The 14,479-nt window shown below is 48.0% G+C and carries 8 protein-coding genes; 5 read left to right on the top strand and 3 right to left on the bottom strand.

The window, feature by feature from the left end:
- Positions 1-126 precede the first annotated feature (126 nt).
- From NC997_RS12595 to NC997_RS12585, 3 genes are read left to right on the top strand one after another with little or no spacing between them, the layout of a single operon-like run.
- Positions 127-3,390, top strand: coding sequence for an NACHT domain-containing protein (locus tag NC997_RS12595; protein WP_190527765.1), 3,264 nt, complete (start codon positions 127-129; stop codon positions 3,388-3,390).
- 48 nt (positions 3,391-3,438) lie between these two features.
- Entirely contained in the window at positions 3,439-3,678 is a 240-nt protein-coding gene (locus NC997_RS12590; RefSeq protein ID WP_190527763.1) for a hypothetical protein, read from the top strand.
- Positions 3,675-4,109, top strand: a complete 435-nt coding sequence (locus NC997_RS12585; protein WP_190527761.1) for an HNH endonuclease signature motif containing protein — start codon at positions 3,675-3,677, stop codon at positions 4,107-4,109. The genes NC997_RS12590 and NC997_RS12585 overlap by 4 nt, the downstream gene beginning before the upstream one ends.
- Positions 4,110-4,260: 151 nt before the next feature.
- Here the strand turns inward: NC997_RS12585 and NC997_RS12580 are convergent, their stop codons facing one another.
- The 3 genes from NC997_RS12580 to NC997_RS12570 form a co-directional block, all read right to left on the bottom strand.
- Positions 4,261-4,536 carry a hypothetical protein gene (locus NC997_RS12580; RefSeq protein WP_190430153.1) on the bottom strand — a complete coding sequence of 92 codons (276 nt, stop codon included), beginning with the start codon at positions 4,534-4,536 and terminating at the stop codon, positions 4,261-4,263.
- A 287-nt stretch (positions 4,537-4,823) separates the two neighbouring features.
- Positions 4,824-7,940 carry a phosphoenolpyruvate carboxylase gene (gene ppc, locus NC997_RS12575; protein ID WP_190412848.1) on the bottom strand — a complete coding sequence of 1,039 codons (3,117 nt, stop codon included), beginning with the start codon at positions 7,938-7,940 and terminating at the stop codon, positions 4,824-4,826.
- A gap of 206 nt (positions 7,941-8,146) precedes the next feature.
- Positions 8,147-8,395, bottom strand: a complete 249-nt coding sequence (locus tag NC997_RS12570; protein ID WP_190412911.1) for a hypothetical protein — start codon at positions 8,393-8,395, stop codon at positions 8,147-8,149.
- Positions 8,396-8,827: 432 nt separating this feature from the next.
- Here NC997_RS12570 and NC997_RS12565 point away from each other — a divergent pair, with 432 nt between their 5' ends.
- Together NC997_RS12565 and NC997_RS12560 are read left to right on the top strand one after the other, a co-directional pair.
- Entirely contained in the window at positions 8,828-12,094 is a 3,267-nt protein-coding gene (locus tag NC997_RS12565) for a DUF1574 family protein (protein WP_347276114.1), read from the top strand.
- A 472-nt stretch (positions 12,095-12,566) separates the two neighbouring features.
- Entirely contained in the window at positions 12,567-14,144 is a 1,578-nt protein-coding gene (locus NC997_RS12560) for an MBOAT family protein (RefSeq protein ID WP_190412906.1), read from the top strand.
- Positions 14,145-14,479: the final 335 nt, after the last annotated feature.

Raw genomic sequence — 14,479 nt, 5'->3', positions numbered from 1 at the left:
GGTACAAGTAAAACTTCCCAAGCTGTTCAGAGGGTTGTTACGATGGGAAAAATCTGCTTGGGAAAGTCTCCTGGTTGGGAAACTTGAAGTTTATTAACAATTTCTTTAGGTTTGGGCTTGTTGAATATGGGGCGTAATCTTAGTAAAAAAAAGGGGAAAGAACACGCCAAGATATTGCTAAACGCCCTGCTGCGTTACATTAATAACGAATTATCGAAAACAGAGATTAGAGCGGATTGGCAGGAAGGCTCTCAGCTATGGGTGACACAGGCGACGCTGGAAAACTTGGCGGCTTTGGTTAGCCAATGCGGCAGCAACTTAAACGGAGAAGAAATCCGCAATGCGCTGCACTGCCTAATAAATTTGAAAATTTTGCAGGATCAAAGGGGTAAAATTAGCGCCAAAACAGTCACAAACACAGAATTTTGGCGCTTTTCGCTGAACTTTCCTGCAACTGACAGGGAAGAAAACATCAAGTGGTTGTTTAATAAGGGTGGCGAGTGGGATAGGTGCGATCAATCTCGAAAATCGAATTCAGGTGATGCTCAAAAGCCAATATCGAAAGAATCTGACGACTTCGACTGGCGCAAAATCTGCCAAACTATGCTCGAATGCCAGAAACGGCTGACTACCAATCAGCTTATGTCTGACGAAGACATGAAGTTTGAAATCGATGATGTCTATGTCGAGTTGGGATTGGTGGAGCGCAAAAAACAACCCAAAGTAGCTGGAGGTGACTTCGCAGAGCAGGGTTCGCGCTTATACGAGCCAGAGTATGAAGAAATGGAGCGGTTTGAGCATCAGCGGTTTTTGCAGGATGTCTTAAAAGACGGGAAGGGTAAGAGCAACGGCAAGCGCATTGCGATCATTGGGGAACCAGGGGCGGGAAAATCTACCCTGTTACGCAAAATTGCCTTTTGGGTGTTGGAAAATACCTCTGATTTGCCGATTTTGATAACCCTTGCAGATTTACCAGAAACTAATCCCCAGCAGGAGTTTCTAGAGCAGTATTTACTCGGCAAATGGCTAAAAGCTGCGCTGCCATTTATCTCTCCTGATGCTGTAGAAGTAACGGAAGCACTGAAAACTGAGCTAAAACGGTTGTGCAACCAAGGGCGAGTGTGGCTCGTATTGGATGGGGTGGATGAGATGCCGTTATTGCAGGGAGAACCCCTCTTGGCAATTCAAAATCAGCTAAACGGCTGGGTTGGACAGACATGGATGGTGCTAAGTTGTCGGCTAAATGTCTGGGATGCCAACCGTAATGTGCTGGCGGACAATTTTGAGATTTATCGCACTTTGGAATTTAGCTATGGAGAGGGGAAAACCCCAGATCGAGTAGGGGAGTTTATCGCCAAGCGGTTTAAGCGCGAACCAGAGTTAGGTGAGCAATTGCGACAGGCGTTAGACGAACTCGGTAAGGAACGGATTAAGGATTTAGCGAAAAATCCCCTGCGGTTGACGCTGTTGTGCAGCACTTGGAGTTTGTGGCGCGAAAATGGGGGATTGCCGGATACCAAAGCGAAACTCTACAAGGGGTTTGTGGAGAAGTTTTATGAGTGGAAAGGCAAGGAATTTTTCACTACTTTAAGTCAACAGATGCAATTGAATCAGGTGTTAGGAGAGTTAGCAAAGCTGGCAATTGACCAAACCGCCTCCCGGTTCAGGCTTAAGCACAGTCTGGTTTGTCAGGTACTGGGGCATCCGGATCAACCCTTGTATAAGTTAGCGATTATTCAACTAAGTTGGCTGAACAACGTGGGTTTGGCTGCTGAAAATCCCGATGAAACAGTTTACGCTTTCTTCCATCCCACGTTTCAGGAATATTTTGCAGCGCTGGCAATTGACGATTGGTGCTCTTTCTTGACTCACGACAAGGACAATCCTCAACCGTTACCAGGCAACGTTTACCGAATTTTTGAGCCACAGTGGAAAGAGGTGATTTTGCTATGGCTGGGGCGAGATAAGAGAGAAGTAGCAGATGAGCAGAAAGAGGAGTTTATTCAGGCATTAGTAGAGTTTAAGGATGGGTGCAGTGACTTTTATAGGTATCAAGCATATTTTCTAGCAGCAGCAGGAATTGCGGAGTTTGGGGGTTGTAGACTTGCGGAAACGATCGTGGCGCAACTCGTCGAGAAAGGTTTTGGATATTTCAGTATTGACAGCCAGGAATGGCGGACATTTCCTGAGCCAATTGAAGAGGAAGCTAAGGCAGCACTGAGAGAGAGCGATCGCAGTAAGGTAATGAGTGCCCTAACTAACTTAGTACACACTTGTCAATCTAAGTATAGAAGCTCCTGTTTCACCAGCAAATGGGGACAGAAGATTTGTGTCAGTGATGAAATTTGTATGAAAGCTGCTGTTATTTTGTTAACAATCTTTCCTGAGAACCCAGATGCGCTCAGTGCCCTACATAAGCTAAACGATACCAGTGAGGATGTTTGGGTTCAGGGGCAATTCTGGTTATGTGAGAACAATGTCAACAAGCTTATTGAGCTGGAAAATAAGCGGTTCAACTGGTCTATCAACTCGCTTCAAAAACAGGCTAGAGATAAGAATCTTTCTTTAGATGGTTTTCCAGCATTCGCCGATGAAGAATATAGTATTGATAGTGCTGATACTCTGGAAGAAAATATTAAGGTTATACTAAGAAAAATGGACGCCCCTAAAGATGCAATAGCTTTGTGGCAAAATTTGTCAAACTTGGAATTGCTAGTGCTTAAAGCGGCATCTCAAGGAAAGTTTTTTTCGGTAGTAATTACACACTTAAAAAACTATTTATCCGAGCCAGTTGGCGTTAATCCTTTTGGAAAAGAATGCTTTAAAATTATCTGGATTTACTACGCGAAACATATATCTTATCCAGCCTTTTATCAGGCTTGGAACCCTACATATATCACCCTTTTCCCAGAAACCACAGCTTTCGCTTCCTACGACTCCCAGCAAAGCCTCAACATATCTAATTTACCTCAACTTCTCAACACAGCGATCGCTAACAACTCCAGCCTCAACGACACCATCCACCTCATTTGCATCAACGGCAGCAAATTCGAGAACCCAGATAAACCCGCCTCGGAAATTTACGCCGAGATGGTACTGCAAGGCTGTCCCGAACGTCAGAATGGGGAACCGGAAACGATGCAAGCGCTCAAAGTTTATTGTCAGCTAAAATGCCAGGGAGTCTTCCTAATTTTTGACGAAGATACAAGCGGCGAACCATCCCAAGGCTTCAGTCAAACTTTCCTTACATCACTGAGCAAATTTCATAACGTGAGGAGAATTTGTGTAGTGAGCGAACAGCCTTGTAATCTCCAAACATTCTCTCCCAGCCAGCCTAATTTAGTTGCCGATATTGTGAGTTGGATTCTAGAGAAGATGATCGAAGAATAAAGCGCGATCATTAACCTATTACAATAGTACCAGCGCTCTAAAAATATTATGACTACTAAATTAATTGTTAACCCCTCATCCTTGGTATCCAAGGGTATCCACATTAGTCAAGTAGATAACCTGAATCTCTTTAAGTTTACTGATGAGCTACAGTCTCGCATGGAGGAACTTTTGCAGAAAAAAAAGGCTGACTTACTGACACCAGAAGAATTAGCCGAATTAGCTGCAATATTAGAACTAGATAGAATTTTTACGTTAATCAACGCTAAAATTATCGCTCAGGCATGACAATAAATGACATCACTCGCCAGTTAGTGCGGCAACGAGCAAAATACCTGTGCGAATACTGCCACTCTTCAGAAAAAGCAAGTGCGGCAAGGTTCACGCTCGATCATATAATGCCGCAGTCCCTCGGTGGGTCTGATGACTCCGATAATTTAGCATTAGCTTGCCAGCGTTGTAATGAACGACGCTATAACTTTACAGTTGCGACAGATCCACAGACTCAAGCAATCGTTCCTTTATTTAATCAGCGTCAGCAACAGTGGTCAGAGCATTTTATTTGGACAACAGATGCTTTGAATATTTTAGGGCAAACTCCAATAGGTCGAGCAACTTGCGATCGCCTTGATCTGAATGATGAACGCTATGATGAGGATGATTCTATTCGGACATCTAGGCAGCTTTGGGTGCAAGGGTGGTTGGCATCCGCCTATTGAAGATCCACGTCACGGATAGCAATTTTTTTTAATAACAAATCAGCCTAATTTAGTTGCGGATATTGTGGGTTGGATTAGGGAGAAAATATTAGAAGATTAGAGTACGATCGCTTCTCCTCAACCCGCTATTAAACTTCCTCTTTATATCAATTCACTCAGGCTGCTTGTGGTGAGTTGCCAAACCCGCGATAAAAGCTCCCACAACCATTCCACCCCACAAGCCGCTGCTGCTGCCTTGCATATAAGCTCCCGGCATCATCCAAGCTTGGCACGCCGTTTTGAATGCTGCAAATTCCAAGGTATTTTTTGTCATATTTTCGCAGCGTTGGTTATCAGCCAGCAACTTAATTTGTACCCCCATATAAGCACCGAAACAACCCGATGCTAACGCCATAAAAGTACAAATTAACATACGTTTTTTATTCATGGCTAATGGCTAATTATTTGTAATGGCTAATGATATCAAATCCCGTTTATTCCCCACAATTTTCCGAAACCCCACCCCGCCAGAGCCTGCGTCTCCGGCTCCCCTCCCCGCTTGCAGGGAGGGGCTGGGGGTAGGGTTCTTTTATGGGTAATGAAACAGATTTAATATGACTGATTAGCCACAATTCTCCGGAACCCCACCCCGCCAGAGCCTGCGTCTCCGGCTCCCCTCCCCGCTTGCGGGGAGGGGCTGGGGGTGGGGTTCTTTTACGGATTAGCCATCAACCATCAACCCGTGTTCCGCATCCCGGCGGCAATGCCGTTAATTGTTAACAGCGCCCCGCGTAGCAATTCGCCTTTACTGTAACGAGAATGGACGACACCAGAGGCTGCTTGCTTGCCATGTTGGCGCAGGCGTTTTAGCAGAGAGACTTGCAAAAAGCCCAGAGGGACAATCGTGCCGTTGCGTAACTGCACAGACCTTTGCAGGACTGGATCGCCATCCAACAGCCGTTTGTGACCCGCAATCGTCAGAACTAAATCGCAAGTGAGGTGAAACTCGCTCTTGATTTGCTCAAACAAGGCTTCAAAGCGATCGCGATCTTCCGGGTGGGATAACTCCCGCACGTAGTGGTGAGCAATCTGCAAATCTACTTTCGACAAGGTCATTTCTGCTTTAGAAATCGCCATCTTGAAGAAAGGCCACTTGAAATAGAAATAACGCAGCAGCTTCAGATTTTCCTCGGGTTCTTCATTCAAGAACTCTTGCAATGCCGTTCCGACGCCGTACCAACTCGGCAGCAGGAAGCGCGTTTGCGTCCAGCTAAACACCCAAGGAATTGCCCGCAGACTCGCCAAATCCTTTTTACCGCCGCGACGGGCAGGACGAGAGCTGATTTGCAATTGGCTGATTTCTTCGATGGGGGTCACTTGGTGGAAGAAATCGACTAAATCCGGTTGCTCGTAAATCAAGGCGCGATAGTGGGCACGCGATCGCGTTGCCAACTCTTCCATGATTTCGTTCCACGGCTCAATATCATCAAATCCGGTTCGCAGCAAGCTTGCCTGAATCACAGCGGTTGTCACCGCTTCCAGGTTGTACAGAGCTAATTCTGGCAACGAGTATTTAGAAGCCAGCACTTCCCCTTGTTCGGTAATTTTGATCCGCCCATTGATACTATGACCGGGTTGAGCCAGGATCGCTTCGTAGGCAGGACCGCCGCCGCGACCGACCGAACCGCCGCGCCCGTGGAAAATCCGTAAGGCGATGCCGTACTGTTCGGCGATTTTTTGTAGCACTTTCTGAGCTTTATGGATTTCCCAGTTACTGCTCAAGAAGCCAGAATCCTTGTTGCTGTCTGAGTAGCCCAGCATGACCTCTTGCAGGTTATAGGTTGGAGATTCCAAGTTGGCAGGTTGGTTTGAATCCTCAACCTTTAACGCTTGCGAATCTTTAACGTTTTCGTAGCCTCCTGCAAGACAAGCGCGATACAAAGGCAGTTCAAACAAATCTTGCATGACTGCGGGTGCCCGCTTCAGGTCTTCCACCGTTTCAAACAGCGGCACCACCATGATGCTGCTCTTTCCTGTGGAGGGGTCATACAGACCCGCTTCTTTGGCCAGCAGCAGCACTTCCAGAACGTCGCTGGCTTCCCGGTTCATGCTGATGATATAAGTTTGGCAAATTTGAGAACCAAACTCTAGCTGGAGCTGCCGCAGCATTCGGAAGGTTTCAACGGTTTCGCAAATTTTTTCAGAAAATGGCAATTCTGCTGGAATCAACGGGCGCTTGGTTTGCAGTTCCGTTGCCAGCCACAGCGCGCGCTCGGCTTCCGATAGATCGTTGTATGCTTTGGGCAGAATTTGCAGGTATTGGGTTATTTCGTTGAAGGTGTCGGAATGGCGAGTGCTTTCCTGGCGAATATCTAAGTGCGCCAAGTTGAAGCCATAGATTTCCACCTGACAAATTAAATTTTCCAGATCCCGGCACGATAAACCCGTCTCAATCAGGTTCCGGTGAATCAGCCGCAGTTCTGCTAGAAATTCTTCTCCAGAGCGGTAAACGACGTGAGACTGGCTATCTGAGATTTGCCGATGCAAGTTTTCGCCATCCGAAAGTCGCCGGTTGCGATCGCTGGTATTTTGCAGACGCTGCTGAATGTATGCCAGCTTGAGGCGGTAAGGCTCTTGCCGGTATCGAATTGCCAGATGCTCGTAGACTTCTGGCATTTGCGACCGATCCTGCTCTAAGGAGTCCAGCAAATCTGGCAAGACATCGCTCCAGTGCAACGACAAGCTGAGTTGATTCGTCAGTTGCCGCAACGATTGGATATACTTCTCCAGAACTAAACCGCGCTGATAGCAAGCGGTTTGCCAAGTGACTTTCGGTGTAACTGAGGGGTTTCCATCCCGATCTGCCCCCACCCAAGAACCAAACTGGCAGAAGTTATTTACAGGGGGAGTAAGTCCCGGAAAAGAAGCTTTTAAGGCACGTTTTAGGCGTTGATGAAGCTGGGGAATCGTATCAAACAACACTTCCTGGAAGTAGTGGAGGGTGTAATCCACTTCATCCAACACGGTTGGTTTAAATTGATGCAATTCGTCGGTGCGCCACCAGAGGCGAATTTCTTCGGTTAATTGTTCGATGCAAGCCTCTGCTTCCCAAGAAGTCGTCAAACCTAAGGCTCTAAATTCTTCTTCTGCCTGGTCTAGCTGTTGCAGAATCTTAGCAATCCGCTGCTGTTTGCCGCGAATCGTATGGCGAACAATTTCCGTGGGGTGAGCGGTGAAAACTAGCCGCACGTCCAGATTGTCAATCAACCGCTGGATTTGCTGCGGAGGCACATTCATCTGGCGCAAATGGGGAAACAACCCGTGGAATGTCCCGGCATTTCGTTTGGCTGTGCCATCGTGGTGCCAGCTCTTTTCAAGCAAATCCGCTCCCGGTCCGCCGTTTTGGTTTTCTTCCTCCATGTCTTCTGGCGACAACACAATGGCGGAGTCCCCATCTCCTTGCAGGCTAGGAAGTTTACGAGGTGCTGCCTCACCAGCAGGAGCGTTGTAGGTAGCACGTCGGGAAAGCTGCTGATCCCGCTGTTCGTAGTGCTGCTCGACGATGTTAATGAGCTGGAAGTAGAGAGCAAAGGCGCGTGAGGCTCGAATCGCTGCATTGAGATCAAGCTTTTCGATCAGCTGAGGCACTGATTCAGGCAATTCTGTTGCCTGTCCTTCTGGCGAACACCTCGATCGAAGTTGATTAAGCAGATCGACCAGTTCCTGACCGCATTCCTGCTGGAGAACAGACTCCCATAAGTCCTCCACCACTTTGAGGCGATGACGTAAAAATAAAGCAGAAGTAGATGTTACCGTCAATGGCTGATCCGTCGATTGCAGTAGGGAACTCATAGAGTCTATTCTCTCTAAAGAAGAATAATCACCTAATTTTAGGGTTTCTAGTCCCAGCAAGTGGTTTACAGCGAACACCAACTGGGTTTTTCCAGAAAAAGGGAGGGGTTGCGAACTGACTCTTTCAGCGCTAGGCTAACGCCTCGCTTCAAAGACACGCGATCGCGTCCTAGTTTGTCGGCGAGCTTATTTTTATCTACTTTCCGCTACTCTTCCTCATTTTCCCCTTCCTGTGATGTGTTTCCTGGGGTGGGTACGTGGAGAACCGGCAAGCGATCGCCCCGAAATACTTCCTCACTATTTTGTCCAATGGCGCATAGCAATTCGCTGACTGCTTTGATGCCTAAAACTCCGAGTAGCATCGGCACCGTGGCTAAACTCAACCAAATTTCGGGAGTTGCAGACGTTGCATTTTCGGCGGTTGACGGTTGCTTTTTGTTAGGAAGAGTTTGCATGGGAGAAGGTCTAGATGAAAACTAATTTCTTTTTAGACAAACAAATAAAAGAGGTCAGAATTTAAACAGCACAAGGGGCACTTATCCTTCTAGTTTATGCATCTGAATAATACAGCGATAGCCTCCTAGGGCATAGTAGGAAGGGAACACGCTCCTCAGCGCTACTGTCCTAAGCACGGGGCGTTCGGCAAATAGCTATGGCACAAGGGCAATAATTCGGTAGCACCAATGGCAGTCTTGTGTAAGACTACTGAGAATCTAGAAGCAATTGTACAAAGCTTGGGGACGTTCGGAGCGGTTAACGCTTGCTGAAGTATTAAGTATGAAGTATTAAGTATGAAGTATGAAGTGTGAAGTATATCCTGAAATTTTGGTGTTCAACCAATTTTTCATCCTTTGTGACAACCTTTAAGCGCGACTTCCAATCGCAGGGTGCGCCCTCCGGGCTACAGCGTTTATGCTTCATCGTCTTTTCATCTGTTGCAAGTCCAGGGTACTTTCTTTGTGATGTTGGATGCCGATCCGATCGCCTATTTAGAGGGTCAATCCTCCCTCGCCCAGTGGGTTTCCCGCGCTATCGGTCTTCCGGAAGTGCGCCTACGATTTCGCTTACGAGGGAATAACCTGCATATTCTTTGTGAAGGCTCCGAATGTCCGCCTGCTGGACCCGTTGTGAGCCGATTTGTCGAGGCACTGAAGGGGAAGGAAGGGGGAGCTGGGTTCCCCCCGCAAGAAGCTCCCATTGACCAGGTGATTCTTTATGGTCGGAAACTGGGCATCCAGCGCCCAGACTGGATCAAGCAAATTCACCTAGAGCGGCTGCAACTGCATCAGGCGTCAGATGCCGCAGGCGTGGCTGCTGCTGCGACGCCGACGGATGGGCAGGAAATGACCGCCGAGCAAGGAGCAACTAGCGATGCTGACGGGCTGAGAGTCTCCAACCGCAGCCTCGCTCGCTCCGGTCAACCAGAAGCGATCGCGCGTTATCTGAGCGAAACTCTCAGCCCAATGGGAGTCGGCGTCAAGGTCGTGATTCAGACGCTTGGGAGGGAGCCAGGAAGCCGGGGAGCCGGACAGCATCAAGAATTGTCCCCTGCTTCACCAGCGGTTTCCCGTCGTCTGTGGGTACTTTGCGATTCTAACTACAGCACCGATGAGTCGCTGATGGCGGAGCCGGTGGCGGCTCAGTTACGAAATTTGAAGCTGGAAGGGTTTCGGGATGCCGTGATTTGCAGCCAGGTTCGAGGAGAAGCGGCTCCCGACTGGCGGCTGCGGGTGGATCTGACCCCTCCAGAGGAAATGCTCAAGGATTGGGCGCGTTGGGGAGATATCCAAGCGATCGCCCGCTTGCTCAATCAAGTGTTAAACGCGCAGGAGATGCAAATCTCCGCAGTTCTGAAAGATTCAACGCTGCATTTATTTTGTAGCCAGAAGCTCTTCAAGCAGCTAAAAGCAGCGGGCGACACCGCATCTGCCACGAGCGATGCGGCTGAGATTGCGATCGCTGCACCCGATCGAAAAACCGCAACCAGTGCGATCGCTCCCGTTTTAGAGTCTCTGACAACGCAAGGCATTCACGCTGCCACCATTTACGGCGTTGAGACTCACGGTGTAACACCAGTCCCGGAACAAGAAACGCCAATCTGGATTGAATGGCTGAATTTACCTGCGTCCAGAGATCCCGCTTTAGCAGAATCTACTTTGGAATTGGCGCAACGGGGCGATCTGAACGCAATTCAGTTTTTATTGCAACGCTTACTCAATCCCGACCTAGACGAGCGATTAACAACGGGTGGCATTCGTTTATCTCTGCGCCGCAAACAAGATTTGTTGCACATCATGAGCGAGGCACTCTCTAGTCCGCAGCAATCTGCCGTCGGGCCACCTGTTGCCAAGTTTCTGCGCGGGTTGGCGATTCCTGGCATTAAAGGGGTGCGAATTTATGGGCGTCGCGCCGGTCACTCCACCCCCTTGTGGCAGATGGGCGTTGATTTCACCCCTCGCAAACGCCTGGTACCGGAAGCAACCCCAGAATTTGCTGCCAGCGATGTTTATCTAGGAGATATCCTCTCTGGCAGTAACGAACCCGTTCTGCGTTCTGATGTCACCAAGGAAGACCTCAAAGCAGCCGCTAGCGCTGTCTCTTTCAAAGTGACTCGAACCATCCAGCAATGGCTATGCGCTTCCCAATTGTTTATTCCCACGGTGGAGATTAAAGACCTGGCACCCGTCGCCTTAGGGAAACTTAGCAATTCCACCTACACTTATTACCAAGGTTTCGTCGTGGCTTTGGTCTGGGGGATGCTGGGATTCTTGCTCACGGTGCAAACGGATTGGTTTCTGTCTGCGATCCTGAAGTCAAAACCACCCATTAATCAAGCGTCCGCGGTCAGCGGCAAATCAACCCTTGACCCGCGAGAACCGATCGAGGATACGTCAGTTCCCTTGCCCCAGATGTCTTTGCAAAAATCTCGTGGTTCAGAGGCTCCTGTATTCAATTCCGAAGGATTCACTCGCCAAGGAGATATCACCGTAAGGAACGAGGATGAAAAGTCTCCGCGAATGAATGCCGCATCAGCAGCAATTTTGGCAGCCGCCCGAAGTTCTAATCCCTCTTTTAATAACCGCCTGTTAGACGAAAAAGTGGCTCTCTACCAACAGATGCTGTTACAAAGACGGGGAGTTCCCCCGGATGTTTGGATAGTCGGCAGTTCTAGGGCAATGCGGGGGGTCGATCCTCAAGCGCTGGAAGAAGCATTGGCAGCGCAGGGATATCCGGGTGTTCAGGTGTTTAACTTTGGCATCAACGGTGCGACGGCTCAAGTAGTAGATTTGATGGTTCGCCAAGTTTTGACGCCAGAGCAACTGCCAAAACTGATTATTTGGGCGGATGGTGCCAGAGCGTTTAATAGCGGGCGGATAGATGCTACCTATAATGCGATCGCTAACTCGCAAGGCTACCAACATCTGCTTGCCGGTACTTTCCCCAAGCAGAATTCAACCCCAGGAAGTCCCAGCCGAACGACGGCGACACCACCGGCTAAAACTCCGGCGACGGCGGATAAAGGAGCTAGTGGTTCCTTAACGCAAAGCTATCAAATGGTTAATAATTGGCTCAATGAAACGCTAGGAACGTTCTCAGCAACTTATCCCCAGCGCGACCAAATGAAAACGCGGTTGCGGGATCTGTATGTTGTTTGGGCAAAACCAGCGAAAACAACTTCTGAGGGAGCTACCGATACTCCCCAAGCATTGACAGCCAGCCAATTTGCCATCGATTTTGATGGCTTCCTTCCCCTCACCGTTCGTTACAATCCTGCCACCTACTACAAGCAATATGCCAGAGTCAGCGGCGACTATGACAGCGATTACTACGCTTTCAAGATGGAAGGCAAGCAAACCCAAGCACTAGAATCGCTGCTGCAATTTACCCAAGCGCGTCAAATTCCGATTGTTTTTATAAACCTGCCTTTGACCCAGGATTACTTAGATCCAGTACGCATAGAATATGAGCAAGAATTTCAGCAGTATATGCGATCGCAAGCAATCCAAAAAGGGCTGATTTTCCGAGACTTAAATCAGCTTTATCCTACTCAACACGATTATTTTTCCGACCCCAGCCACCTCAACCGCTACGGTGCTTATGAAGTTTCTAACCAGCTAGCCGAAGATCCCATGATTCCCTGGCCTGCTAAATAGGACTGAGTTAAGAGGACTGAGGACTGAGTGAACCAGGAGTGGAATGAGTGCCCAATACCCAAGCTGAATTTATCCCGTTCTTTTACTTAGTTCAATTCTTCTTGTTTACCCTTAGTTTCCTGCTAAATAGGATTGAATCATGTTAGCGCGGCACGAAGTGCGGACTGAGGGCTGAGTGAGTCAGGAGTGGAATGATTACCGAATACCTAAGATGAATCTCTCTCATTCTTTTACTCAGTTCAATCCTTGTTGTTTACCCTTATTTTCCTGCTAAATAGGACTGAGTCATATTAACGAAGCGGCACGAAGTGCGGACTGAGGACTGAGTCAATCAGGAGTAAAATGAGTGCCCAATATCCAAGATAAACTTCTCTCATTCTTTTACTCAGTTCAATTCTTCTTATTTACCCTCAGTCCTCAGCCTTCAGCCCTCAGTCCTCAGCCCTCAGTCCTTACTCCTCAGTCTTCAAAAATGACTTTTATCTCTCTTATCTACGGAGTTTTTCTGCTCAGCGTTTTGGGAATTTACTGGTCGTTCCAAAAACAGTCTTTGCAGATGTGGACGTTGCTTGTTGTCAGTCTGGTTTTCTATACCTCACTGCAAGCGCCAACTTTGGTGAATGAGCATTGGCTGCAAATTTTAGCTTCGCCGCAAGTCGCCTATATTCCTTTGCTGATTGCTATTACTTTGATGAACTTCAGCTTAGGTAAGGCAATTGGAGAAAATACAGCATTAGGGATGTACGCGACCGATCCCCATGAAGATTGGCAATTCGATCAAGCGTTTTGGAATCGCCAGCGACTAAAGTTTTTATGGTTGGGGATTGTTCTGAATGTCTTATTGTTGGTGAGCTTTAAGTATGTACCTTTCTTCTTAAATTCGGTGGCGGGCTTCTACGAACAATTCACCGGAACATCGCTACCCGTTGCCGAAAATAGCGCCAGTTGGGTCAGCACTCACTTAATTGCGCCTTTAGGTTTGAGCTTCTTTTCTTTTGAGTGCATTGCTTATTTAATTGATGTATATCGTGGTGCCCCAGCGACGGAGCGATTTCTCGATTTTGCAGCTTATAAGTTATTTTTTCCCAAGCTAATTGCAGGGCCAATTACTCGTTACCATCAATTCTCAACTCAGCTCAAAACGCTGCAATTTCCAACACTTAATCAGATTACAGAAGGACTGTGGCTGATTGCCTGCGGTGCAGTTAAAAAAGCGCTTTTGGCAGATCGGCTGGGAATTTTTGTTGATTTGTGTTTTGGTAACTTAGAGCGAGCGAGCAGCGGCGATTTGTGGTTAGCGATCGCTGCCTACGGACTGCAACTCTATCTGGATTTTAGTGGGTACGTAGATATCGCCCGTGGTAGTGCCATCCTCTTAGGCTTCAATCTCCCGGAGAATTTTAATTTTCCTTACTTCAGTACCAGCATTGCTGATTTTTGGCGGCGCTGGCATATTACGCTAGGCGATTGGTTGCGAAACTACCTCTATTTTCCCTTGGGGGGTTCGCGCCAAGGGCTGCGCCGTACCTGCCTAAATTTGCTAATTATCATGTTAATTGCTGGGATTTGGCATGGAGCAGCTTGGGGCTATGTCGTCTGGGGTGCCTATCACGGTCTTGCTTTAGTGGCTCACCGCCTCACAGAAGCCCACTCCCGCCAGTCTGAAAAAGCTAGAAATTGGTGGAAAAGCCTTCCGGGTGTACTGCTTGCGTGGTTGCTAACCCAGTTTATGGTGTTCACATCCTGGATTTTCTTCCGCCTACCGAATCTGAAACAATCCAGTTGGGTGATTCAGCACCTCTGGGGTCAGTCTGCTGATGCCCAGTTTGCCGAAAAAGTCTACGGGGAGGCGCTGGGTGTGAATGCATCTCAGTTAGGTCTACTGCTTTGGCTGCTAGCCGCGTCGATGCTCCTCGTCTATGCCGTCCATCGGGGTCTCAAGTTACAGCTTAATTGGCCTCTGAAGCTGCTGCTGGTGCCATTGTGTTTCTACATTGTCTGGATATTTGCGCCCCAAGGCGGTCTTCCCTACATTTACTTTGATTTTTAGGGCATTACATTAAGCGATCGCCCACTACTCCTGGCTGACACGTCTCGCTTGCGATCGCTAACCCTACCGCATTCTCAGCCACTCATAAGTAAATGAAATGACAGTGATTCGGATTTATGAACAAAAAAAGACTGGACAAATACGAATAAATGTAAATATTATTAAATACAAGGCGAGACAAACTTCGCCTCATTCATACCGAACCTAGAAAATTCAAAGCACTCATAAAAACATGACCACAACCTTACAAAGACGCGAAAGCGCCAACGTATGGCAACGGTTTTGCGATTGGGTTACATCAACCGACAACCGCCTGTATGTAGGCTGGTTCGGCG

It is taken from the genome of Trichocoleus sp. DQ-A2, from assembly GCF_039961915.1.
Taxonomy (GTDB): domain Bacteria; phylum Cyanobacteriota; class Cyanobacteriia; order Cyanobacteriales; family FACHB-T130; genus FACHB-T130.
The sequence above is the reverse complement of the archived record's forward strand: the minus strand, read 5'-3'. Positions and strand labels throughout refer to the sequence as shown.

What these genes read in the sequence shown, in the direction of transcription:
- NC997_RS12595 (WP_190527765.1), top strand. Translation starts at nt 127, where the DNA reads ATGGGGCGTAATCTTAGTAAAAAAAAGGGGAAAGAACACGCCAAGATA.
- NC997_RS12590 (WP_190527763.1), top strand. Translation starts at nt 3,439, where the DNA reads ATGACTACTAAATTAATTGTTAACCCCTCATCCTTGGTATCCAAGGGT.
- NC997_RS12585 (WP_190527761.1), top strand. Translation starts at nt 3,675, where the DNA reads ATGACAATAAATGACATCACTCGCCAGTTAGTGCGGCAACGAGCAAAA.
- NC997_RS12580 (WP_190430153.1), bottom strand. Translation starts at nt 4,536, where the DNA reads ATGAATAAAAAACGTATGTTAATTTGTACTTTTATGGCGTTAGCATCG.
- ppc (WP_190412848.1), bottom strand. Translation starts at nt 7,940, where the DNA reads ATGAGTTCCCTACTGCAATCGACGGATCAGCCATTGACGGTAACATCT.
- NC997_RS12570 (WP_190412911.1), bottom strand. Translation starts at nt 8,395, where the DNA reads ATGCAAACTCTTCCTAACAAAAAGCAACCGTCAACCGCCGAAAATGCA.
- NC997_RS12560 (WP_190412906.1), top strand. Translation starts at nt 12,567, where the DNA reads ATGACTTTTATCTCTCTTATCTACGGAGTTTTTCTGCTCAGCGTTTTG.